Annotated in this window: 21 protein-coding genes and 1 pseudogene; 7 read left to right on the top strand and 15 right to left on the bottom strand. The window is 70.9% G+C overall.

Features of this window, described 5'->3' with window-relative positions; genetic code table 11:
- Positions 1-99 precede the first annotated feature (99 nt).
- From ABZ796_RS07315 to ABZ796_RS07300, 4 genes are read right to left on the bottom strand one after another with little or no spacing between them, the layout of a single operon-like run.
- A complete protein-coding gene (locus ABZ796_RS07315; protein WP_357335807.1) occupies positions 100-948 on the bottom strand; it encodes a septum formation family protein in 849 nt (282 codons plus the stop codon).
- 2 nt (positions 949-950) lie between these two features.
- Complete coding sequence (locus ABZ796_RS07310) at positions 951-1784, bottom strand: septum formation family protein (protein ID WP_357335805.1); 834 nt, start codon at positions 1782-1784, stop codon at positions 951-953.
- A 47-nt stretch (positions 1785-1831) separates the two neighbouring features.
- A complete protein-coding gene (locus ABZ796_RS07305) occupies positions 1832-2320 on the bottom strand; it encodes a flavodoxin family protein (RefSeq protein WP_357335803.1) in 489 nt (162 codons plus the stop codon).
- Positions 2320-2718, bottom strand: coding sequence for a pyridoxamine 5'-phosphate oxidase family protein (locus ABZ796_RS07300; protein WP_357335802.1), 399 nt, complete (start codon positions 2716-2718; stop codon positions 2320-2322). Before ABZ796_RS07300 ends, ABZ796_RS07305 begins: the two co-directional genes overlap by 1 nt.
- Before the next feature lie 229 nt (positions 2719-2947).
- On the opposite strand from ABZ796_RS07300, the gene leuA reads away from it, so the two are divergent.
- The gene (gene leuA, locus ABZ796_RS07295) at positions 2948-4708 is read left to right on the top strand and encodes a 2-isopropylmalate synthase (protein ID WP_357335800.1); all 1761 of its coding nucleotides are present in this window, start codon (positions 2948-2950) and stop codon (positions 4706-4708) included.
- On the opposite strand, the gene ABZ796_RS07290 is transcribed toward leuA, so the two are convergent.
- The gene (locus ABZ796_RS07290) at positions 4689-5666 is read right to left on the bottom strand and encodes a DMT family transporter (protein ID WP_357335798.1); all 978 of its coding nucleotides are present in this window, start codon (positions 5664-5666) and stop codon (positions 4689-4691) included. The genes leuA and ABZ796_RS07290 overlap by 20 nt on opposite strands.
- A 59-nt stretch (positions 5667-5725) precedes the next feature.
- Here ABZ796_RS07290 and ABZ796_RS07285 point away from each other — a divergent pair, with 59 nt between their 5' ends.
- Complete coding sequence (locus tag ABZ796_RS07285) at positions 5726-7111, top strand: PLP-dependent aminotransferase family protein (protein WP_357335796.1); 1386 nt, start codon at positions 5726-5728, stop codon at positions 7109-7111.
- 7 nt (positions 7112-7118) lie between these two features.
- Here ABZ796_RS07285 and ABZ796_RS07280 read toward each other — a convergent pair whose 3' ends face one another.
- Entirely contained in the window at positions 7119-8858 is a 1740-nt protein-coding gene (locus ABZ796_RS07280) for a protein kinase (protein ID WP_357335795.1), read from the bottom strand.
- Between the two features lie 113 nt (positions 8859-8971).
- Positions 8972-9784 carry an ion transporter gene (locus ABZ796_RS07275; protein ID WP_357335793.1) on the bottom strand — a complete coding sequence of 271 codons (813 nt, stop codon included), beginning with the start codon at positions 9782-9784 and terminating at the stop codon, positions 8972-8974.
- Between the two features lie 123 nt (positions 9785-9907).
- Here ABZ796_RS07275 and recO point away from each other — a divergent pair, with 123 nt between their 5' ends.
- From recO to ABZ796_RS07260, 3 genes and pseudogenes are all read left to right on the top strand, one after another.
- Positions 9908-10636 (top strand): DNA repair protein RecO, encoded by a 729-nt coding sequence (recO, locus tag ABZ796_RS07270; protein WP_141805688.1) that lies wholly within the window; start codon positions 9908-9910, stop codon positions 10634-10636.
- Between the two features lie 6 nt (positions 10637-10642).
- Positions 10643-11788: pseudogene (locus ABZ796_RS07265) on the top strand (YibE/F family protein); the annotation flags it as partial.
- Between the two features lie 139 nt (positions 11789-11927).
- Entirely contained in the window at positions 11928-12716 is a 789-nt protein-coding gene (locus ABZ796_RS07260) for an isoprenyl transferase (RefSeq protein WP_357335791.1), read from the top strand.
- Positions 12717-12766: 50 nt separating this feature from the next.
- Here ABZ796_RS07260 and ABZ796_RS07255 read toward each other — a convergent pair whose 3' ends face one another.
- The 8 genes from ABZ796_RS07255 to bioB all read right to left on the bottom strand — a co-directional run bounded on the left by ABZ796_RS07255 (position 12767) and on the right by bioB (position 20459).
- The gene (locus ABZ796_RS07255; protein ID WP_357335790.1) at positions 12767-13174 is read right to left on the bottom strand and encodes a Fur family transcriptional regulator; all 408 of its coding nucleotides are present in this window, start codon (positions 13172-13174) and stop codon (positions 12767-12769) included.
- Positions 13161-14180, bottom strand: a complete 1020-nt coding sequence (locus ABZ796_RS07250) for a metal ABC transporter permease (RefSeq protein WP_357335788.1) — start codon at positions 14178-14180, stop codon at positions 13161-13163. The genes ABZ796_RS07255 and ABZ796_RS07250 overlap by 14 nt, the downstream gene beginning before the upstream one ends.
- Positions 14180-15004, bottom strand: coding sequence for an ABC transporter ATP-binding protein (locus ABZ796_RS07245; protein ID WP_357335786.1), 825 nt, complete (start codon positions 15002-15004; stop codon positions 14180-14182). Before ABZ796_RS07245 ends, ABZ796_RS07250 begins: the two co-directional genes overlap by 1 nt.
- On the bottom strand, positions 15001-15966 hold the full coding sequence (locus ABZ796_RS07240; RefSeq protein WP_357335784.1) for a metal ABC transporter substrate-binding protein: 966 nt from the start codon (positions 15964-15966) through the stop codon (positions 15001-15003). The genes ABZ796_RS07245 and ABZ796_RS07240 overlap by 4 nt, the downstream gene beginning before the upstream one ends.
- 11 nt (positions 15967-15977) lie before the next feature.
- On the bottom strand, positions 15978-16625 hold the full coding sequence (gene bioD, locus ABZ796_RS07235) for a dethiobiotin synthase (protein WP_357335782.1): 648 nt from the start codon (positions 16623-16625) through the stop codon (positions 15978-15980).
- A 258-nt stretch (positions 16626-16883) separates the two neighbouring features.
- Complete coding sequence (locus tag ABZ796_RS07230; protein WP_357335780.1) at positions 16884-18002, bottom strand: 8-amino-7-oxononanoate synthase; 1119 nt, start codon at positions 18000-18002, stop codon at positions 16884-16886.
- Positions 18002-19303 (bottom strand): adenosylmethionine--8-amino-7-oxononanoate transaminase, encoded by a 1302-nt coding sequence (locus ABZ796_RS07225; RefSeq protein ID WP_357335778.1) that lies wholly within the window; start codon positions 19301-19303, stop codon positions 18002-18004. The genes ABZ796_RS07230 and ABZ796_RS07225 overlap by 1 nt, the downstream gene beginning before the upstream one ends.
- Positions 19296-20459: a biotin synthase BioB gene (gene bioB, locus ABZ796_RS07220; RefSeq protein WP_357335777.1), complete on the bottom strand. Its 1164-nt coding sequence runs from the start codon at positions 20457-20459 to the stop codon at positions 19296-19298. Before bioB ends, ABZ796_RS07225 begins: the two co-directional genes overlap by 8 nt.
- 120 nt (positions 20460-20579) lie before the next feature.
- Here bioB and ABZ796_RS07215 point away from each other — a divergent pair, with 120 nt between their 5' ends.
- A complete protein-coding gene (locus ABZ796_RS07215) occupies positions 20580-21815 on the top strand; it encodes an alpha/beta fold hydrolase (RefSeq protein WP_357335775.1) in 1236 nt (411 codons plus the stop codon).
- A 66-nt stretch (positions 21816-21881) separates the two neighbouring features.
- A complete protein-coding gene (locus ABZ796_RS07210) occupies positions 21882-22352 on the top strand; it encodes a hypothetical protein (RefSeq protein ID WP_357335773.1) in 471 nt (156 codons plus the stop codon).

The raw sequence follows: 22352 nt of genomic DNA, 5'->3' as shown, positions 1-22352 counted from the left end.
GCGCCGGCGGCGATCATGGCCTCGGCCTGCTCCAGTTGACCGGCTCGCTCGCTTCGCTTCGCGAGACACCGGTCAAGATGCGCCGACTCGGCAGGGCTATTACGCCGGGGCCCAGCAGATCCCGTAGGACTGCCCGCCCTGCCACTGCTCGGCGCTGGGGAACTCCCACGACCACTCGTACTTGAGCGGGTCGTCGGCGACCTCGGCGGCAGCGGCCTTGCAGTCCTCGGCGCCGGCGCTGTTGACCTTCGCCTCGCCGGGGTACTTCCCGGAGCCGAGGTCGATGACCGACAGCGCGCGCCAGGTGTGCTTGAGGGAGCAGGGGACGCGCTTGAAGGACTCGGACTTCGGCGAGGCGGTGCCGCACATCCGGAACGGCTCGGCGGTCTCGGAGTCGCCCAGGACGCCCTTCATGTTGCCCTTGAGGGTCATCAGGGCCTTGGGGCCGGCGATGCCGATCACGTCACAGCGGAACCAGTTGGCGCCGGCCTCGGACTCCTTGATCGTCGGCGTGAACCAGACCGGGCGCAGCATCGAGAGCCGCAGGTCGTCGGCGTCGCCACCGAGATACTTGGTGACCTTGTTGGGACACGCCTCGGCGACCTGGGCCGCAACCTGCTCCGAGTCGACCGCGACGAGGTGGCCGTCGACGACGTTCTTCAGCCGGCCCACGGCGTACGTCTGGGTGGTGTGCTTGCCCTTGCAGGTGACCGCGGTGCCGCCGGCGGTCGGGGCCAGCGCCTCCTCGTAGGTGAGGTTGTAGCAGGCCCCCTCCTTCGGGGACGGCGCGGCCGAGGCGGAGGCGGACGGAGGCGCCGCCGAGGGCGACGGGGCCGACTTCGGTTCGCCTCCTCCACCGCAGCCGGCGAGAGCCATCGCCCCCACGACGACGAGGGCCCCCCACAACGGCGCCGACTGCTTCGGGCTCCGCTTCAGCGTGTCTCGCATGCTCACTCCTCGGTCACCGCCCAGCAGACCGCCCAGCGGTTGCCGGCGTTCCACTCCTTCTCTCCGAACCATGTGTACCCGTAGTCGAAGCTTTCCGGGTAACCCAGCCAGGCCTGGACCGAGCCCTTGCAGTACTGCGAGGCCTTCTTCTTGGACTCCGCGACACCGAGGAACTTGGTCTTCGCCTCACCCAGCTTGATGGTCGTCACCGCGCGCATCTGGTGCGGCTCGGAGCAGGGCACCTTCGCGGAGGCGACGGTCTTGCCCTCGGCGCACACCATCCACCGGTCCTCGACGTCCTCGACCTTCTTGACCTTGAGCAGGTTGCGCGTGGTGGTCGGCAGGTCGACGTACTCGGCGCCCTGCTGGCCACCGCCGACCACGTCGCAGCGGATCCAGCGCGCGCCCTCGTCCCAGGCCTTCTCCGACGGGCCGAAGTAGACGTGGGAGAGCATCGAGCGCATCAGCAGGGACTGGTCGGAGCCGACGTACTTCTCCAGCAGCTTGCGGCACTGGCTGAAAGCCCACTCGTTGACCTTCTCGTCGCCGTACTCGGCGTCCTTGAACTCGTCCGGGAGCGGTCCGGCGCCGAAGGTCTCGGCGTTGTGCGGCTCGTCGCAGGCGACGTACTTGTCGAAGTTGTAGGCCTCGGCGACGTCCTCGTGGGTGAGGTTGCGGCACTTGCCGACCTCTGGCAGCGCGGTCGAGTCCACCTGCTTCGGGTCCTCGCCCTCGGCAGCCGCCCGTTCACCGCCGCACCCGCTGAGCGCGAGGGCGGCGAGTACCACGATCACGAGGGACAACGACGTCGTACGTCCAGGGGTATGGCCGATCACGGTGGTCGACTCTACTTGCGAATCCATGAGCGGGCCGAAAGGACAGATCAGTCGAGGACAGCGGCCAGCGTGGCTCCCAGTTCGTACGCCGCCTCGACGTGGGCGTCCTCGACGTCTCCCAGGACGTCGAGGATGTCGTAGGCCTGGGCCCACCCGAGCGCGCCGACGATGGACTGCACCGAGCGGATCGCGCCGGTGGTGTCGTAGCGGCCGTGGACGTAGAGGCCGTAGGGCCGTTTCGCGGTTTCTCCGGCGGACTCACCGGCTGCCCCGGACGGGTCGAGCGCGCCACCGACGGCCAGGAAGGTCGAGTCGAAGAAGTGCTTCAGGGCGCCCGACATGTAGCCGAAGTTGGCGCTCGTGCCGAGGACGTAGCCGTCGGCGGCCAGGACGTCGTCGGCGCTCGCCTCCAGCGCGGGGCGTACGACGACCTCGACGCCCTCGATCTCGGGGTCGTTGGCGCCGGAGACCACCGCATCGGTCAGCCGTTGCAGCGACCGGGTGGGGGAGTGGTGGACGACGAGCAGCCGAGGCATCAGTTGTCAGCGGCCAGACGGCGACCGGTGACCTCTTTGGGGCGCAGCCGTACCCACAACGGCCGGGGGCCGGCCGGCCAGGGGTGGAGGTTCTTGACGAGGTCGGGGATCTGGTCCTCGCGGTAGAGGATCTCCGCGCGTCCCTTGAACAGCGCCGACCAGCCGACATGGGTGTCGGGGTCGAGGTCGTCGACCAGCAGCGCGACGGCGCTCTCGTCGATCTGCTCGGCCATCGAGGAGTGGGCCGAGGTGCGGATCCAGAGCGCTTCCTCGTGCACGACATGGTTGACCGGTAGCACCACCGGGCCGCGCGGGCCGGTCCAGCCGATCCGGGAGACCTGGGTGTCCGCCGCGAGCCGCCAGGACTCCTCGACCGTCAGCTCTTCGAGTTGGGCCACGCCCGTTCCTCCCCTTCGCCATCTTTCCGCGTCACAGCACTTGGCTGTCTCAGTGTTTGAGGATCAATCGCCTGCGCCGCCAGTCTGCCAGTTCTGTTCTGTTATTGTTACCGAGTCATGATGCGCAGCCTCCTCCTTAGCTGCCGCAGCGGGGTCTGAGAAGCCGGACTCCCTCGCTGCGGAGGTTAGACGTGCGCCGGCACTCGCTCCCACCTGATGAGGAATCCGCATGACCAACCTGAGCAACTCCAGCAACCAGCAGAAGCCGTCGGGGATGCCGCACCAGCGCTACCGCGCGTTCGTTCCCGTCGACGTACCGGACCGCACCTGGCCTTCCAAGAAGATCACCAAGGCTCCGCGCTGGCTCTCCACCGACCTGCGTGACGGCAACCAGGCCCTGATCGACCCGATGACGCCGGCCCGCAAGCTGCGGATGTTCGAGCTGCTGGTCGCGATGGGCTACAAGGAGATCGAGGTCGGCTTCCCGTCGGCCTCCCAGACCGACTTCGACTTCGTGCGCAAGCTGGTCGAGGAGGACCGGATCCCCGACGACGTACAGATCTCGGTTCTGACCCAGGCCCGCGAGGACCTCATCTCGCGCACTGCCGAGTCGATCGCTGGCGCCCCGCGCGCCACGATCCACCTCTACAACGCCACCGCCGAGCTGTTCCGCCGGGTCGTGTTCAACGTGACCCCGGAGGAGTGCATCGGGATCGCGGTGCGCGGCACCGAGATGGTGATGAAGTACGCCGAGGAGCACGTCCCCGAACTGGTCGGCACCGAGGACTTCGGCTACCAGTACAGCCCGGAGATCTTCACCCAGACCGACACCGACTACGCCCTCGAGGTCTGCGAGCGGGTCTCGGACGTGTGGCAGCCGGAGGCCGGCCGGGAGATCATCCTCAACCTGCCCGCCACCGTGGAGATGTCCACGCCCAACACCTACGCCGACCAGATCGAGTACTTCGGCCGCGGGCTGACCCGCCGCGAGCACTCGGCCATCAGCCTGCACCCGCACAACGACCGCGGCACCGCGGTGGCCGCCACCGAGCTCGGCCTGATGGCCGGCGCCGACCGCGTCGAGGGCTGCCTGTTCGGCCACGGTGAGCGCACCGGCAACGTCGACCTGGTCACCCTGGGCATGAACCTCTTCTCCCAGGGCATCGACCCGCAGATCGACTTCACCATCGGCGGCGGCATCGACGAGATCCGCCGCACCGTCGAGTACGTCACCAACATCAACGTCCACCCGCGCCACCCCTACGCGGGCGACCTGGTCTACACCGCCTTCTCCGGCTCCCACCAGGACGCCATCAAGAAGGGTCTGGAGGACCTCGACCGGATCGCCGCCGACGCCGGAGTGCCGACCAGCGAGATCCCGTGGGAGGCGCCCTACCTGCCCATCGACCCCAAGGACGTCGGCCGCACCTACGAGGCCGTCATCCGGGTCAACAGCCAGTCCGGCAAGGGCGGCGTCGCCTACCTGCTCAAGACCGAGCACTCCCTGGACCTGCCGCGTCGCGCGCAGATCGAGTTCTCGCGTGTCGTCCAGCAGCACACCGACACCGAGGGTGGCGAGGTCAGCCCCGAGGAGATCTGGTCGATCTTCTCGACGGAGTACCTCGAGCGCGAGGAGCCGTACGCCCTGGAGAGCTGGTCCTCGGTGACCCACGCCGAGGGTGGCGACGAGCAGATCGTCGACCTCCGCGTCCGTGGTGAGCAGCGCACCTACAGGGGCGTCGGCAACGGTCCGGTCGCCGCATTCGTCGACGCGCTGAAGGAGGCCGGCGCCGAGATCCGGGTCCTCGACTACGCCGAGCACGCTCTCTCCTCCGGTGGCGACGCCGCCGCGGCTGCGTACGTCGAGTGTGAGATCGCCGGCGAGATCGTGTGGGGCATCGGCATCCACGAGAACATCGTCACCGCCTCCCTGCGGGCTGTCGTCTGCGCGGCCAACCGCGCCCAGGCGGTCACCATCCCGCGCGGCTGATCGCTCGGCGCCGCTGCGGGGTCACCCTCGCGGCGGCGCCCCCGCGCAGCCCGATCGCCAGGCCCAGCGCGACCACCGCTGTGCCCAGCCACACCATCGGTCCGGGAACGACGCCGTGGAGAGGTACGCCGAGGGCGGCCGCGGACACGGGTACCACCCCGGTCAGCAGCCCGGCACGCCCGGAGCCGAGGCGCCTGACCGCGGTGAACCAGAGCAGGAACGCGAGCGTGGTGACGACCGCGGCCAGGTGGAGCGCGGCGAGGAGGTCGACGGTGTCGAGGGTGGTGACGGCGGCCGGTCCCTCGGTCGTGACACCGATGACGGCCATCCCGGCGGTGGCCATCCACACCGAGTGGAACGAGACACCGAAGGCGCCCAGGCGCGCGAGGACGGGCACCGCCAGGAGCGTGAAGCCCGCCTCGCAGACGAGCACCAGGAGCGCGTAGCCCACCCCGGCCGCATCGGTCCTCCCGAAGCCCTCGACCACCACAGCGCCCGCGGTCACGACCGTGGCCCCGAGGATCACCGTGAGAGCCGGGAGGGTGCGGGTGGCGACCGCCGGGACGATCGCCAGCAGCATCGGGACCGCGGCGACGGCGACCCCGATCACCGCCGGTTCGGCGTGGGCGACACCGCGGACGACGCCGACGTTGAAGAGCACCAGGCCGGCGGTCGCCACTCCGGCCAGCCAGAGCCACTCGCGACCGCGCGGTCGCGGCACCCGCCAGCCGGTGACGCGTGCGACCGCCAGCAGGAGCAGGGCGGCGAGGGCGTACCGGACGGTCTGCAGGGTGAACAGCGGGGCGTCGGTGATCGCGGCGGAGACGGCGACGCTGCTGCCGACGCAGGCCATCCCGGCCGCGGCGAAGACGATGCCGAGCAGGGTGCCGCGATGGGGCGACGCTCCGGCGGTGGTGTCGGTGGTGGTCGCGGGTGCGGGGAGGGCTTCGGCGGTCATGTCTACGAGGTTCGGTCCGAACTTGGTCTGGCAGACAGATCCAAACCAGGCGTGGAAGAGTGGACCAAGTGACCGGCGCCGACTTCCTCCAGCTCGACCCGGTCGGCGTGCCGGCCGGCGGGCTGGCGACCTGGCTCACCGGTGCGCTGCGCGACGCGGTCGCCGACGGCCGGCTCGCGGTCGGGGCCCGGGTGCCGGCATCGCGCACCCTCGCGACCCAGCTCGGGGTCTCGCGCGGGGTGGTGGTCGAGGCGTACCAGCGGCTCACCGACGAGGGGCTGCTCTCGGCGCGCAGCGGCGGCGGCACCCGGGTCAGCGCGGTGCCCGGAGCCGTACGCCGCCTCGGTGCCGCCACCCGGCTGCCGACTCCCGATCTGGACCTCTCCCCGGGAGTGCCGGACCTCTCGGCGTTCCCGCGGGCATCTTGGGCCAAGGCGTCGCGGGAGGCGCTCGCCGAGATCGGCAGCGCCGACCTCGGCTACGGCGACCCGCGCGGTGTGCCGGCGCTCCGGGAGGCGCTCGCGGTCTGGCTGGGCCGCACCCGCGGTCTCACGGTCTCGCCCGACGAGATCCTGGTGGTCAACGGCGTCGCCCAGGGGCTCGTGCTCCTGGCGCGCTGGCTGGAGGAGCGCGGCAGGACCACCGTCGGCTTCGAGGAGCCCGGGTCCTATGGCGGGCGCGTTCATCTGCAGCGGTGGGGGATGACGACGGTCCCGGTGCCGGTGGACGGCGACGGTCTGGATGTCGCCGCGCTGGACGCCAGCGGTGTCGACGCCGTCGTGGTCACCCCCGCCCACCAGTTCCCGACCGGGGTCGTGCTCTCGCCGCAGCGGCGCCGGGAGCTGGTCGAGTGGGTCCGGGCGGTGCCGCACCGGCTGGTGATCGAGGACGACTACGACGCCGAGCACCGCTACGACCGGTCGCCGGTCGCGGCCGTGAAGGTGCTCGCACCCGACCGGGTCGTCCATCTCGGCAGCGTCTCCAAGACGCTCGCGCCCGCGATGCGGATCGGTTGGCTGGTTGCCCCGTCCGGCATGCAGGAGGAGCTGGTGGAGGCTCGCTACTGGCTCGACCTCGCCAGCCCGGCGTTACCCCAGGTCACCCTGGCGCGGATGCTCACCTCGGGTGCCTTCGAGCGACACCTGAGACTGGTCCGGCACCGGCACAAGGCTAGGCGCGACGCCCTGCTCGAGGCGCTCGCCGAGCATCTGCCGGCCGTCCGGGTCCGCGGCGTCGCGGCCGGACTGCACGTGCTGGCGACGCTTCCCGACGGAGTCGACGACACCGCTGTCGCCACGGCCGCGCTCGAGGCGGGCATCGCCGTCCACCCGCTGAGCCGGCACCGCGAGGGTGAGGGTCCGCCGGGTCTGGTGATCGGCTACGCGGCCACGACCCCGGGCCGTCTCCGCGAGGCGGTCCGGCGGCTGGCGCCGCTGATCTCCTAGGAGACTCCTAGGACTCGACGTCGTACTTCGCGCAGAGGCCCAGGCGGCTGCCGGCCATCCAGGCGGTCTTGAACGGCGGCTTGAACATCGTCGCCTCGGCAGGACAGCCGCCCAGCCCCTGGATGTTGGTCTCGCTCTGCTCGGGGTAGGTGTCGCCGGTCATCTCGAAGGTGTCGACGACGATGTAGTCGTGGGTGGTCCCGCAGCGGACCACCTTGTCGATCTTGCTGTCGACGCACGCCCGCAGGTCGGCCGGGAACGGGTCGGGGACCGGGTCCTCGGGCAGGTCGATCATCGGGGCGCCCTGGACCGTCACCCCGACATCGCACCGGACGTAGCGGTCGCCGTCGTTCCACGTGGCCTCCGAGGGCCAGTACCAGCTCACGATGTAGGCGGTGCGGGCCAGCGTGTCGGGATGCAGCCCGAGACCGGTCTCCAGACGGGTGAAGCAGGCGGCGCCGGCGGCCTCGTTGTCGTTGTAGGTCTTCACGTCGGTGGCGACGTGGAAGGTGTAGAGCGTGTGCGGCTCGGCGCAGTCGACCGGCTCCGTCTCGTCGACGAACTCGGTGGCCGCGGCGTAGTCGAGATCGCGGCACTCGCCAGCCTCGGGTACGCGGCTCCCGCCGTTGGCCACGACGAAGATCAGCCCGCCGATCAGCCCGATGGCCACGATCGCGGCCAGGCCACCGACCAGGAGCCCGGGGCGCTTCCGCTTCGGCGGGTGCTGGGGCGCGATGCTGGTCGGCACCGTCGTGGGCTGATCGAACGGCGATCCGGTCGGCGGTCCGCTCGGTGGTGGGCCGCTGGGCGGGCTGACGGGCGGCACGTGGGACGCCGACTTCTGCCACGGGGACGTCGAGGATGTCGAGCTGGGCGGCGGAGGCTGGGGCACGGAACGAGGCTGTGGCCCAGGGGTGGCCCGGGTGCCCGTGACCGCGCCGCGGAGACCGTCGGCGAACGAGCGCGCATCCGGCCAGCGGTCCTCGGCCCGAGGCTCCAGCGCACGGGCGATGGCCTGGCTGATCGGGGCCGGGAGGGGACGTACCGAACCTGCCTCGGGCACGCGGGAGGTGAGTCCGAGAGCGGGGGCGGGGGAGCGGCCGGCGAGCAGGGCCCAGGCGACCGCGCCGAGGGCCCGTACGTCGGCGCGGTGATCGATCGGCAGCGATGGGTCGAGCTGCTCGGGCGCCATGTAGGACGGGGTGCCGATGTCGCGGGTGACCTCGTTGAGCGAGTCGAGCGAGCGGGCCACGCCGAGGTCGGCGATCATCACCCGGCGAGCGCCGGCGGTGCCGCCGGAGGTCTCGGAGGTGAGCAGCAGGTTGGCGGGCTTGATGTCGCGGTGGATCACCCCGCGTGCCTTCAGCGCCATGAGTCCGTCGGCTGCCTGCGCGACGATGTCGGCGACCTCGTGCACGTCCAGACCGCCGGGGGAGCCCTTGAGCAGGTCGGCGACCGAGCCGCCGTCGGCGTACGACATCACGAAGAACGGGATGCCGGTCGAGGTCTGTCCGATGTCGTAGACCCGTACGACATGGGGTGAGTCGACCGAGCGGAGCAGCCGCGCCTCCTGGAGGAAGCGCTTGTGGATCTCCGGGTTCGAGACCCAGCCGGGGGAGAGTGCCTTGACCGCGACGTGGGAGTCGAGATCGGGGTCGTAGTAGAGCCATACGGAGGCGAACGCACCGGCGCCGATGTGGCGGATCTGCTGCAGCCGCCCGAGGTTGGTCGGGAAGGTCGCGCTCATCGCTCCCGTCCCCGAGAGCCGTGCCGGTCAGTCATGCCCGAATCATGCCCTGAAACCGACGCCGGGGGCTGTGGTGACACCTGGTTCGACCGGTTTCGCAAAGAAATCGAGACCTATTTCCCGAACCGCTCCTGATCCAGCTTGACCGCGGCGTGATCGTCGGAGTCGATGTTCTCCCGCAGCTCCTTGGCGGACTCGCGGATGGCGTCGGAGATGATCTCGTGGACCCGAGGGTCGGCCAGGCCCTGGTCGACCAGGCGCAGCACGGTGTCGGCCACGAGCCGGACGACGTCGTCGTGGAAGGGGAGGTACCTCAGCTTCCCGGCCGCCTGGTCCTGACGGATGAGGTCGATGATGAGAGTGTCGATGTCGGCGCGGTTCTCCTCGATCGCGCTGGAGATGTGCCGGGTGTAGTTGCCGGTCTGGATCACCGCGATCACCTCGTCGAGCACTGCGACCGTGATCGGCTTGCGGATCGCGTCGACGATCGATCCGGAGAACCTTCCCACCACGTACGCCGAGACCCGGTCGCCGAAGGCACGGTCGGCGGCGCGCATCAGCCGCATGAAGATGACGACCACCCGCAGCAGCCGGAAGGCGCGGAAGGCCGGGTCCGAGAGCGGGATCATGCCGAGGATCTCGTACCAGTAGAGCGCCAGGAACTTCCAGCCCAGGCCGGACCTGCTCCACCGGAAGCAGAACTCGACGAAGAAGATCCCGCAGATCACGTAGTCGGCGATGATCACCCGGCGTTCCCAGGGCTGGGGCACATCCCAGAAGGTGATCCAGACCAGCAGCGCGACCGAGATGATCGCGAGCACCAGCATCAGCCAGTCGACCACCGTGACCGGCGGCGTCCGCACGGCACCCGGCTGGCGGTCGTCATGGCTGCGGTCGACGTCCCGGTCCGTGCCCGTAGTGCTCATGGTCGGCACGATAGGAGACGTATCCACCAAAGGCGACGACCCACACGCCTCGTTGCCGTCATGTGGGCCATCAGTCGGTCTGTCGCTGCCGTGGTTGTCGGCGGCGCACGGCAGAATGGTGTCGTGCCCCTCTACCGCGACGAGGCCATCGTGCTTCGCACCCACAAGCTCGGTGAGGCCGACCGGATCATCACCATGCTCACCCGCCACCATGGACGGGTGCGTGCGGTGGCGAAGGGCGTGCGGCGTACGACCTCACGATGGGGTTCGCGGCTGGAGCCGTTCACCCACGTCGACCTGCAGTTCGCCGAGGGGCGCAACCTCGACACGATCACCCAGGCCGAGACGCTCACCCTGTTCCACGCCGGGATCGGGCTCGACTACGACCGCTACACCGCCGGCACCGCGATGCTCGAGACCGCCGATCGGCTGGTCCACGAGGAGGGCGAGCCGGCGCCGCAGCAGTACCTGCTGCTCGTCGGCGGGCTGCGGGTGCTCGCCCAGGGCGACCGGCTGCCCCGCCACGTGCTCGACTCCTACCTGCTCCGCTCGCTGGCCGTCGCCGGCTACGCGCCGAGCTTCGAGGCGTGCGCGCGCTGCGGGCTGGAGGGGCCGCACCGGTGGTTCAACGTGTCCATGGGCGGTGCGCTGTGCACGACCTGCCGGGTGCCGGGCTCGGCGACGCCCTCGCCGGAGACGCTCAGCCACCTCGGTGCGCTGCTCTCAGGTGACTGGGATACGGTCGGCGGCGCCGAGGACCGGACCAGCAGGCAGGCGAGCGGGTTGGTCGCTGCGTACCTCTCCTGGCATCTGGACCGCAACCTGCGCTCGCTCGAATACGTCGAGAGCTGAGGACCGATGGCCCACTCCCACGGCCACTCCCACGGTGGGCACGACGCCGAGGTGGAGGTCGAGGCGCTGCCGCGGTTGGTGCTGACCGTCTCGCTGGTGCTCGTCGCCGTCCTCACCGTCGTCGGGGTCGCGGTCTGGTGGCCCGACAGCGCCGCTGTCGACAAGCTCCAGGGATCGCAGGAGTTCATCGCCGACGGCGTCGTCTTCGAGACCGCCGAGATCACTTCGGTCGCTGAGCCGTGCAGTGCCGAGGGCACGCCCAAGGGCTGCAACAAGGCGTCGGCGAAGCTCACCAGCGGACCCGACACCGGCACCGAGGTCGCGGTCGAGATCTCGACACCGATGGCCCGCTCCGGGCTGGAGACCGGTGACGAGGTCGAGCTGTCCCGCACCGAGAGGGAGGGGGAGGCGACGTACGCCTTCTTCGACGTCAAGCGGGGGCCGCCGCTGCTCCTGCTGGTCGGCCTCTTCGTCGTGTGTGTCGTCGCCGTCGCGCGCATGCGCGGTCTGATGGCGGTGCTCGGCCTGGGGTTCGCGGGGGCGGTGGTGTGGCTGTTCCTGCTGCCCGCGCTGCTCTCCGGGGAGCCCGCGGCGTGGGCCGCGCTGGTCTCCTCGGTGCTGATCCTCTACGTGGTGCTCTACACCACCCACGGGTTCTCGGTGCGTACGTCGGTGGCGCTGGCCGGCACCCTGGCCGGGGTCGCGGTGACCGCGCTGATCGGCACCTTCGCGATCGGCGCGAGCCGGCTCAGCGGCCTGGGCTCGGAGAGCGGCCAGACGCTCTCCTCGCTCGATGCCGCGCTCGACCTGCAGAGCCTGCTGGTCGCCGCGGTGATCATCGCCGGCCTCGGTGCGCTCAACGACGTCACCATCACCCAGGCCTCCGCGGTGTGGGAGCTGCGCGCCGCCGGTCCGAACACGTCACGCTGGGACGTCTTCCGCGGCGCGATGCGGATCGGCCGCGACCACGTCGCCTCGACGATCTACACGATCGTGTTCGCCTACGTCGGCAGCGCGCTGACCCTGCTGCTGGTGATCCAGCTCTACGACCGCACCTTCTTCTCGCTGCTGACCACCGAGCAGATGGCCGGCGAGATCGTCGCCACGATGGCCGCGGGCATCGGGGTGGTGCTGGCGATGCCGATCACCACGATCATCGGCGCGCTGACCGTCCCCGGCCCGGCCGTCGACCCCGCGGAGATGGAGTACGACGCGCCCCGACGCCCGATGGTCCCTTCCAGGCCGCGGCCCCCCGGGCCGCAGCCGCCTCCTGGGTATCGCCCGACTAGGGTTGGACCTCGTGAGCAAGCCGGTCCGTACCCCAACACCCCACCCGTCCGGGGCTACCCCGCCCCCGGTCCCCAAGGACCTCGTCCCGCGCCACGTGGCGATCATCATGGACGGCAACGGCCGATGGGCCAAGGAGCGTGGCCTCCCCCGGACCAAGGGCCACGAAGAGGGTGAGTCCTCGCTCTTCGACGTCGTCGAGGGGGCCATCGAGATCGGCGTGAAGGCCATCTCGGCCTACGCGTTCTCCACCGAGAACTGGTCGCGCTCGCCCGACGAGGTGAAGTTCCTGATGGGCTTCAACCGCGACGTCATCCGCCGTCGCCGCGACGAGATGAACGAGCTCGGGGTCCGGGTGCGGTGGGCCGGTCGCGCGCCGCGCCTGTGGAAGTCCGTCATCAACGAGCTCAAGATCGCCGAGGAGATGACGAAGGACAACACCGTCTGCACGCTGACGATGTGCGTCAACTACGGCGGTCGCGCCGAGCTCACCGACGCCGTGCGCCGGATGGGGGAGGACGTACGCGCCGGGAAGCTGCGTCCGGAGAAGATCACCGAGAAGACCTTCGAGCGCTACCTCTACGTCCCCGACCTCCCCGACGCCGACCTCATCTGGCGCACCTCCGGCGAGCAGCGGCTGTCCAACTACATGCTCTGGCAGGCCGCGTACTCCGAGTTCGTCTTCACCGACGTGCTGTGGCCCGATGTCGACCGTCGGCACCTGTGGCACGCCGTCGAGACGTACGCCTCCCGGGACCGCCGCTACGGCGGTGCCCTCCCGAACCCGATGTAGTCGCTGGTCGACACCGCTCGCTGGCGCTCGCGGGCTCGACCAGCGGCGGGTCAGCGGCAGTCGGTGCAGGTGCCGAAGATCTCCAGGGTGTGGGAGACGTCGGTGAAGCCGTTCTCCTCGGCCATGGTCTTGGTCCAGCGTTCGACGGCGGGGCCCTCGACCTCGACGGTGCGGCCACACTGGCGGCAGACCAGGTGATGGTGGTGGGTGTCGGAGCAGCGGCGGTAGATCGTCTCACCGTCCTCGGACCGCATCGCGTCGACCGCGCCGGCCTCGGCCAGTGCGGTCAGGGTGCGGTAGACGGTGGCCAGGCCGACGGCGCCGTCGAGACGGGAGTGGATCTCCTGGGCGGAGTGGAAGCCGTCGTACGTCCGTAGCGCCTCGGCCACGGCGAGCCGCTGCTTGGTGGGTCGCAGCGCGTTGGGCGGTTCAGTCGCCAAGGGCTCAGTGCTCGTCATAGTGCTCTCCCTCCGCGCCGACGTGTGCGGCGTGCCGGTGGCCGTCGTGGATGTAGTCGACGTGGTCGCCGTGCTCGACCGCGACGTGGCCGCACTTCTCGCCGTGGTGGTGCGGGTGTGCCTCGTCGACCGGCTTCTCCTCGGGCGAGGTCTCCGGGAACGGGGCCACCAGGGCGCGCCGGCGGCGCAGCCAGGCACCGAGCGGCCAGACCAGGAAGAACCCGGCCAGAGCGACCAGCACGATGCTGGGACCGGGCTGGACGTTGGCGCCGGTGCGGGAGAGTGCGGCGGCCAGCACCAGCCCGCCGACCGAGGCGATCAGCCCGGCGCCCATCGCGCCGAGCAGCGTCATTCGGAACGACCGGGTCAGCTGCTGCACGATCGCGACCGGTACGACCATGAGGGCGGAGACGAGGAGCAGCCCCACGGTCCGCATCGCGATCACCACGCTCAGGGCTGCGAGCACCGCGACGAGGATCGAGTAGAACCGCACCGGCAGGCCGGCGACCTTGGCGTAGTCGGCGTCCTGGGAGACCGCGAACAGCTGCGGTGAGAGGCCGACGCAGATCACGATCAGGACGACGGCGAGGGCCATCGTCACGAGCAGGTCGTCGACCGAGATCGTCAGGATGGAGCCGAAGAGGAACTCCTGGAGCCGGGAGGCGCCGGTGCCGGCGAGCCCGGTGACGAAGACGCCGCCGGCGAGCCCGCCGTAGAAGAGCATCGCCAGGGCGACGTCGCCTTCGGCGTGGCCGCGCTCGCGCACGATCTCGATGACCACGGCCCCCGCGATGGCCACGATCACCGCGGCCCAGGTCGGCGAGGTCTGGGTCCACAGGCCGATCGCGACGCCGGTGACGGCGACGTGACCGATGCCGTCGCCCATCAGCGCCAGGCGTCGCTGCACGATGTAGGTGCCGACCGCCGGCGCCGCGATCCCGACGAGGAACGCTGCGATCAGGGCGCGCTGCATGAACGGCACCGAGAAGAGCTCGAGGAGAGTCACTAGAGCTCCTTCAGCGGGGTCGGGACGGCGGGGTTGGGCTTCGGCGTCGAGGCGTCGTCGCAGTGGACGTGCCCGGCGTCGAAGCCCTGGGCGTGGACGTCGGCGTCGGAGAGGGGCGGGCCGTCGTAGGCCTTGCGCCCGTCACGCATCACCACGGCGCGGTCGACCAGCGGAGCCAGCGGCCCGAGCTCGTGGGCGACCAGCACGATCGTGGCGCCGTCGTCCTTGAGCCGGCCGAGCGCACCGGCCAGCGCGTGCTGGTTGGGCAGGTCGACGCCGGCGGTCGGCTCGTCGAGCAGCAGCAGCTCGGGACGGCCGGCGAGCGCCCGCGCGATCAGCACCCGCTGGTGCTGGCCGCCGGAGAGCTGGGCGACCCCACGGTGGGCGTACGCATCCATCCCGACCACCTCGAGGGCCGCCCGGATCGCGGCCCGGTCGGCGTTGCGCAGGGGCCGCAGCAGCTTGCGGTGGGTGAGCCGGCCGGACGCTACGACCTCCCAGACCGAGGCGGGTACGCCGCCGGTGGCGGTGCTCCGCTGCGGCACGTAGCCGACCCGCGACCAGTCGTGGAAGCCGGCCAGGGGGCGGCCGAACAGCTCCAGGCGGCCGGCGGAGAGCGGGTTGAGGCCGACCAGGGTGCGTACGAGCGTGGACTTGCCGGAGCCGTTGGCGCCCATCAGCGCGACGAACTCACCGCGCCTGACCGTCAGGTCCACCCCGCGCAGGACGGGGCGTCCGGACAGCGCGACATCCCCGTGCAGCAGCTGCACGGGGACATCGGCGGGGACGGTGCTGTTTCCAGGGCCGGTCCCTGATGTGGTCACTGACAACCGTTGGCCGCCTTCAGGGCGTCGAGGTTCTGGCGCATGAGGGAAAGGTAGTCCTCTCCCTCGGTGTCTGCCGAGAGGCCCTCGATCGGGTCGAGCACGGCGGTCTTGAGACCGAGGTCGTCGGCGAGGGTGTCGGCGAGCGCGGTGCTGACCAGACGCTCGGAGAAGATCGTGGTCACGCCGTGCTCCTTGGCGTGCTCGCCGATCTCGGCGAGCTGGGCCGGGTTGGGCTCGGCGTCGGGGGTCAGCCCGGCGATCGACTCGAACTCCAGACCGTACTTGTCCAGGTAGCCGAAGGCGTCGTGGGAGACCACGACCTCCTTGATCTTGCACTGCGCCAGGCCGGTCTTGAACTCCTCGTCGACCTTCGTCAGGTCCTCGGTCAGCGCCTTGGCGTTGGCCGCGTACGTCTCGGCGTTGTCGGGGTCGGCCTCGGCCAGTGCGGCACGGACGCTCTCGGCGTACTGCGCCATCAGCAGCGGGTCGTGCCAGAAGTGGGGGTCGGACTCGCCGTGGGCGTGCTCGTCCTCGCCGGAGGCCTCCTCCTTGTGGCCGTGCTCGTCCTCGCCATCCTCGGCCTTACGGAGCTCGACGACCTTCTCGACGTCGACGACCTCACCCTTGACGTCCTGCTCGACCGCGTCGTCCACGGCGGGCTGGAAACCGTGCTCGAGGAGGATCAGGTCGGCGCTCTGCAGGGCCGCGGTCTGGTTGATGCTGAGCTCGAGGTCGTGCGGTTCGACGCCCGGCTTGGTGAGGGGGGTGACCTCGGCGAGGTCGCCCGCTACCCGCTCCGCGACGAACTCCAGCGGGTAGAACGCGGCTGCGACCTGGACCTTCCCCGAGTCTGATCCGGAGGCGGAGGAACCGGAGTCGTCGGAGAGGGCGGCACAGCCGGAGGTGAGCAGGAGCGCGCCGACAGCAAGGAGGCCGGCGGAGCGAGCAGTGGGGGTCATGAGAACCATTCTCAGGTCAGTTGAGAATGGTTGTCAATTCCTTCCGGGATGCCGAACAGCAGGGGTACGCCGGTCACCCGGGGGAGGTCGATGCGGTTGCACCGCTCGGCCAGTCCCGGATCGCCCGGCCAGGAGCCGATGATCAGCCCGTCGGGCTCATACCCGCGAGCGCGCAGCGCGGCCACGGTCAGCTCGGTGTGGTTGAGGGTGCCCAGCCCGGCCGAGGTGACGACGACGAACGACGTCGGGGTGCCGCCGACGAGGAGCGCGTCGGCCAGGTCCAGGAGGGTGCCACCGTCGGTGTCCAGGCGCACCAGCAGACCACCGGCGCCCTCGACGAGGACCAGATCGTTGTCCCTGGTCAGGGCCGAGATCGTCGGAGCGTACGCAGCGACCGCCGGGATCTTCACCCCGGCCCTACGGGCGGCGGTGTCGGGCGCGAGCGGCTCTCCGAGCCGGGTCAGCTCGTGGACCTCGATCCCGGTCAGCCGGTGGATCTCGGCGGCGTCGCAGTCGCCGTCGTCGGTGCCGGTCTGGACCGGCTTGACGACCGTGACCTTCTCGCCGCTTGTGCGCGCCCGGGAGGCCAGCGTCGCGGTCGCGACGGTCTTGCCGACTCCCGTGCTGGTGCCGGTGACGATCACCACGCGCCCGCTCATGCTGCGCCCCGGGATGCTGACCGAGTTACCTCGGTGACCGTGCACTGCCCTCGTGGAGTTCCGCGAAGGATGTGAGCGCTGACCGAGTTACCCTTCGACAGGCTCAGGACATCGCCTCGGTGAGCATCCGGCCGCCCGCTCATGCCGCGCCCCGGGATGCTGACCGAGTTACCTCGGTGTCGGTCCACTTCCTTCGTGGAGTTCCGCGAAGGAAGTGGGCGCTGACCGAGTTACCTCGGTGAACATCCAACGGCCCGGTCACCGGACCTCACCCACGATCGTGTCGATGGCCTTGGTCGCCCGCTCCCACTCCTCTTCGGTGACGCCCGCCCCGGCGGTGACCCGAAGCCGGGAGACCCCGTCGGGGACCGACGGCGGGCGGAAGCAGCCGACGCGTACGCCCTCGGCGAGCAGGTCCGCCTGTGCCGCGATCGCGGCATCGGGGGAAGGCATCGGCACCGACAGGACCGCTCCGGCCGGGGCCGGGACCCCGAGCGTCCGGGCCAGCCCGGTGACCCGAGTGCGGATGGTGTCGGCGAGGTCCGGGCGCGACCGCGCGACCCGTGCCGCGGCCAGCGCTGCGGCGGCAGCGGCGGGTGCCAGGCCGGTGTCGAAGATGAACGGCCGGGCGGTGTTGACCAGCTGGTCGAGGACGGCTCGCGGTCCGAGTACCGCCCCACCCTGACTCCCCAGGCTCTTGGAGAGGGTCGCGGTGACGAGCACGTCCGCTCGCCCGGCGAGGCCGTGGCGGGCGACGAGCCCCGGCCCGTGCACGCCGACGCCGTGGGCCTCGTCGACGACCAGCAGAGCGCCGTACGCCGCGCACACCTCGGCCAGCCCGAGGAGCGGTGCCTCGTCGCCGAGCACCGAGTAGACCGACTCGGCGAGCACGAGCGTCCGGACGCCCGGGCGGGCGGCCAGCGCCGCCTGCACGGCGGCGACGTCGTTGTGCGGAACGACCGTGAGCTGGGCACGGGAGAGCCGGCCGGCGTCGATCAGCGAGGCATGGATGTGTGCGTCCGAGACGATGTGGGCGCTCCGGTCGGCCAGTGCGCCGACGATCGAGAGGTTGGCGTGGTAGCCGGTGGAGAAGGTCAGCGCGCCCGGCTGCCCCAGCCAGTCGGCGAGCTCGGCCTCCAGCTCGTCGTGGAGCGTCAAGGTCCCCGTGACCAGCCTCGACGCACCCGCACCGCCGCCCCAGAGAAGGGCTGCATCGGCCGCCGCGCGGCGGACGTCCGGATGTCCCGACAGGCCCATGTAGTCGTTGCCGGCCAGGTCGACGACACTGTCGTCGGGTCCGCGCGGCCGCAGCCGCCGGGTCAGCCCGGCCTCCTCACGACCCGCGGCCGCGTCGGCCAGCCAGCTCTCCCAGCTCATCAGGCCACCTCCGCGGCGGCGCCGACGGCGCGGCAGATCCGGGCGAGGTCGTCCTCGCCGGTGAGGTAGGGCGGCATCGTGTAGATCAGGTCGCGGAACGGCCGGATCCAGACCCCCTCGCGCAGCGCGGCGTCGGTCGCCTTCGCGACATCGACGGGGTGATCGAGCTGGACCACGCCGACGGCGCCGAGGACGCGGACATCGCTGATGCCCGACTGCTCGGCGAGAGGGGAGAGACCGGCCGTGAGCGCGCCGGAGACGCGAGCGACGTCCTGCTCCCAGCCGCGGGCGGCCAGCAGGTCGAGCGAGGCCAGGGCCACCGCGCAGGCGAGCGGGTTGCCCATGAAGGTCGGCCCGTGCATGAGCACGCCCGACTCGCTGCGGGAGATCGCGTGCGCGACCTCCGTGGTGGTCAGCACCGCGGCCAGGGTCATGTAGCCACCCGTGAGCGCCTTTCCGAGGCAGAGGATGTCGGGCGTGACCTGCGAGGACACGAAGAGGTCGCCGGTTCGGCCGAACCCGGTGGCGATCTCGTCGAAGATCAGCACCAGGCCGTGCTCGTCGGCGATCTCGCGGAGCACGACCAGGCAGCGGTCGTCGTAGACCCACATCCCGCCCGCGCCCTGGAGCCGCGGCTCCAGGATGATCCCGGCGAGCTCGTCGGCGTGCGCGGCCGCCAGGCGGCGTACGCCCTGGGCCCACGCCTCCACGTCGCCACCTGGTGCGGGCGGACGGTCGGCGAAGACCTGCGGCGCGAGCACCTCGGTGAACATCGAGTGCATCCCGCCGACCGGGTCGCACGTGCTCATGCATCCGAAGGTGTCGCCGTGGTAGCCGCCGCGCACGGTCAGCAGCCGGGTCCGCTCCGGCCGCCCGCGGCCGCGCTGGCTCTGCAGCGCCATCTTGATCGCCACCTCGACGCTCACCGACCCGGAGTCGGCGAGGAAGACGTGCTGCAGCGGATCGGGCGTGATCGAGACGAGCCGCTCGGCGAGGTCGACCGCCGGGGCGTGGGTCAGGCCGCCGAACATGACGTGCGCCATCCGGCCGGCCTGCTCGGCGAGCGCTGCGTCCAGCTCGGGGACGCGATAGCCGTGGACCGCCGACCACCACGACGACATCGCGTCGACGACCTCGAGGCGCTCGCCGTCGTCGTCGAGATGAAGGCGTACGCCCTCGGCACCGGTCACGAGCCGCACCGGCGCCGGATCCGTCATCGAGGTGTAGGGGTGCCAGAGGTGCTCGCGGTCGAAGGCGAGCAGCTTGGTGCCCCGGTCGGGATCGACGCCCCGATCAAGCATTGGCAGCGACATCGGTCCCCGCTCCGCGGCGCCGGATGACCGGGCCGTCCTGCTCGTCGTGGCCGCCACAGGTGTCGCCGCAGCCATCGCCGCAGCTGCTCCCGCAACCACCGCTCGCGACGCGACCCGCAACTTTGGCGCGGTGCTCCTCGATCAGCTCGTCGAACCCGCTCTCGTCCATGCCGAGGATGATGAAACCGCTGTCGCGCAGCATCTCCAGGTCGGCCAGGGCGTCCTGGCCCTCCGAGGTCAGGTAGTCGCCGAGGAAGATCGAGTTGGCGACGTGGAGCGCGGTGGCCTGCAGCGAGCGCAGGTGCATCTCACGGCCGCCGGCGATCCGGATCTCCTTGTCGGGGCAGACGAAGCGCGCCATCGCCAGGATCTTCACGCACCGGGCGGGGGAGAGCTCCCAGGTGTTCTCGTACGGCGTCCCGTCGAACGGCATCAGGAAGTTGACCGGGATCGAGTCGGCGTCGAGCTCCTTGAGCGCGAAGAGCGCCTCGACGAGCTGCTCGTCGGTCTCGCCCAGGCCCGCGATGAGGCCGGAGCACGGCGAGAGCCCGGCGTCCTTGGCCTTGCCGATGGTGTCGACGCGGTCGTCGTAGGTGTGGGTCTGGACGATGTTGTCGTGGTTGGACTCGGCGGTGTTGATGTTGTGGTTGTACGCATCCACCCCGGCCGCCTTGAGCCGCTCGGCCTGCCCGCCCTTGAGCAGCCCGAGACAGGCACAGACCTCGACGCCCTCGTGCGCCTCCTTCAGCGCGGAGGTCATCTCCACGACCTTGTCGATGTCGCGCTCGGAGGGTCCGCGGCCCGAGGAGACCATGCAGACGCGGGTGGCGCCACCGCGGAGCCCGGCGCCGGCCTGCTCGAGGGTCTCGTCCTTGGAGAGCCAGGAGTACTTCAGCACCGGCGCCTGCGACCCCAGCGCCTGGCTGCAGTAGTTGCAGTTCTCCGGGCACAGCCCCGACTTGAGGTTGACCAGGTAGTTCACCTTCACGGTGTTGCCGAAGTGCTCGCGGCGTAGCCGGCCCGCGGCCGCGACGACGCTCATCAGCTCCGCGTCGGGCGTACGCAGCACGGCCACTGCGTCCTCGGCGGTCGCGGCCCCGCCGGACAGGATCCGGTCGGCGAGCTGGTCGAAGGCTGTCGTCATGTGGTGCGCTCCTCGGCGATGGCAGAACTGAACGACGTTCAGGTGAACGGTGTTCAGGTTAGGTTCTGTCGGCCCGTACCGCAACGCCGCCGTCCATCCGAGCGGCACTAGGATCGGCTCGTGCGCATCGAGACGATCCCTGGACTGGTCCTGATCGAGCACGAGATCGAGGTGCCGCTCGACCATCGCGGCGGCGGGCCGGAGACACTGACCGTCTTCGCCCGCGAGGTGCGCCGCCCGGGCGATCGCGACGACCGCGACGCGCTGCTCTTCCTCCAGGGTGGCCCGGGCGGGGAGAGCCCGCGCCCGATCGACCTCCCGATGGTGCCGGGCTGGCTCGAGCGGGCGCTCCAGGACTATCGGGTGATCCTCCTCGACCAGCGCGGGACGGGGCGGTCGACGCCGCTGACCGCGATGACCGGGAGGAGCCCGCAGGAGCAGGCCGACCACCTGGCCCACTACCGCGCCGACTCGATCGTCGAGGATGCCGAGCTCCTCCGCGAGTCCCTGGGCATCTCCCGGTGGTCCCTGCTCGGTCAGTCCTTCGGCGGCTTCTGCTCGCTGCGCTACCTCTCGACGCATCCCGAGTCGTTGCGCGAGGTGCTGTTCACCGGGGGAGTGCCGCCGGTCGGTCTGCCGGTCGAGGAGGTCTACGCCGCGACCTTCGCCCGCACCATCGAGCTCACCGAGCGCCACTACGCCCGCTTCCCCGGCGACCGCGACCGGATGCGGGCGCTGGTCGAGCGCTGCGAGGCCGGCGAGATCCGGCTCCCGCACGGCGGCCTCCTCTCTGCCCGCCAGGCGCGCTGCATCGGCAGCCAGCTCGGGATGACCGGCGGTTCCGAGCGGATCCACTACCTCCTCGAGCGCGACCCGGCCGGGCTCGGCTTCGGTCACGAGGTCGCCTCGCTGCTGCCCTTCAGCGGACACTCGCCGCTCTACGTACTCGTCCACGAGGCCTGCTACGCCGATGCCCAGACGACCCGCTGGGCCTCCGCGCGCGTGCAGCCCGCGGCGTACGAGGACCCGACCCTCCTCACCGCCGAGCACCTCTTCCCCTGGCACCTGAGCGAGGACCCGCTGCTGGCTCCCTTCGCCGAGACGGCGGACCTGCTGGCCGAGCGCGAGTGGCCGGCACTCTACGACCGCAGCGCCCTGGCCGCCGTCGACGTCCCGTGCGCCGCAGCCGTCTACTACGACGACCCCTACGTCCTGCGCGAGCACTCTCTCGCCACCGCCGAGCTGGTCCCCACCCTCCGCCCGTGGGTCACCAACGCCCACCTCCACAACGGCGTCCAGGTCGCGCCCGACGAGGTCCTGGACCGGCTCATCCGCATGGTCCGCGGGCGGGTCTGACGACGATTCGTCAACGAATGGCCAACATCTGCGGACGCGCGCGGTGGTGCCGGGCATCATGAGCGCATGAGTATGCCCGAGACCGCCGTCCGCGCCGCTTCCTTCGTCGTCACCACGGTCCTCGTCGGGCTCGCCTACCCGGTCCTGGCCGGGATGGTCTACGTCGGTCTCCTGGTCGCCTCCGTGACCGGCGACCAGGGGATGGGCGGGCCCCTCGCGGGGCCGGTGCTCGTACTTCTCGGTGCTGCCGTCGGGGCGCTCTGTGTGGCCATCGCGGCGCCCGCGGCCCTCGCTGGGCGGGTCGTGGGTGGCCTCAAGGGTGCACTGGCCGGCTCCGCGACCCTCGCGTTCCTCGCCGGCGGATCCACCTGGCTGGCCTGGTTCCTCTTCGACCTGTCCGGGAGCCCGGCGGTCGCCGCTGCGGTCCTCATCGCCGCTGCCACCCCCGCGGCGCTCGTCCTCGCGCTCTCCGACGCCGTCGCCCGGTTCGTCACCGGCCTACGCCTTCGGCCCCGGCCTTTCGCCGCCGAAGCCTGA

This window comes from Nocardioides sp. NPDC047086, from assembly GCF_040643685.1.
GTDB lineage: Bacteria > Actinomycetota > Actinomycetes > Propionibacteriales > Nocardioidaceae > Nocardioides.
The sequence above is the reverse complement of the archived record's forward strand: the minus strand, read 5'-3'. Positions and strand labels throughout refer to the sequence as shown.

Coding starts and splice junctions, on each gene's coding strand:
- ABZ796_RS07255 (WP_357335790.1), bottom strand. CDS start 13,174: ATGACGAGCACTGAGCCCTTGGCGACTGAACCGCCCAACGCGCTGCGA.
- ABZ796_RS07315 (WP_357335807.1), bottom strand. CDS start 948: ATGCGAGACACGCTGAAGCGGAGCCCGAAGCAGTCGGCGCCGTTGTGG.
- ABZ796_RS07225 (WP_357335778.1), bottom strand. CDS start 19,303: ATGCTTGATCGGGGCGTCGATCCCGACCGGGGCACCAAGCTGCTCGCC.
- ABZ796_RS07275 (WP_357335793.1), bottom strand. CDS start 9,784: ATGAGCACTACGGGCACGGACCGGGACGTCGACCGCAGCCATGACGAC.
- bioD (WP_357335782.1), bottom strand. CDS start 16,625: ATGAGCGGGCGCGTGGTGATCGTCACCGGCACCAGCACGGGAGTCGGC.
- ABZ796_RS07305 (WP_357335803.1), bottom strand. CDS start 2,320: ATGCCTCGGCTGCTCGTCGTCCACCACTCCCCCACCCGGTCGCTGCAA.
- ABZ796_RS07210 (WP_357335773.1), top strand. CDS start 21,882: ATGAGTATGCCCGAGACCGCCGTCCGCGCCGCTTCCTTCGTCGTCACC.
- ABZ796_RS07230 (WP_357335780.1), bottom strand. CDS start 18,002: ATGAGCTGGGAGAGCTGGCTGGCCGACGCGGCCGCGGGTCGTGAGGAG.
- bioB (WP_357335777.1), bottom strand. CDS start 20,459: ATGACGACAGCCTTCGACCAGCTCGCCGACCGGATCCTGTCCGGCGGG.
- ABZ796_RS07290 (WP_357335798.1), bottom strand. CDS start 5,666: ATGACCGCCGAAGCCCTCCCCGCACCCGCGACCACCACCGACACCACC.
- leuA (WP_357335800.1), top strand. CDS start 2,948: ATGACCAACCTGAGCAACTCCAGCAACCAGCAGAAGCCGTCGGGGATG.
- ABZ796_RS07280 (WP_357335795.1), bottom strand. CDS start 8,858: ATGAGCGCGACCTTCCCGACCAACCTCGGGCGGCTGCAGCAGATCCGC.
- ABZ796_RS07240 (WP_357335784.1), bottom strand. CDS start 15,966: ATGACCCCCACTGCTCGCTCCGCCGGCCTCCTTGCTGTCGGCGCGCTC.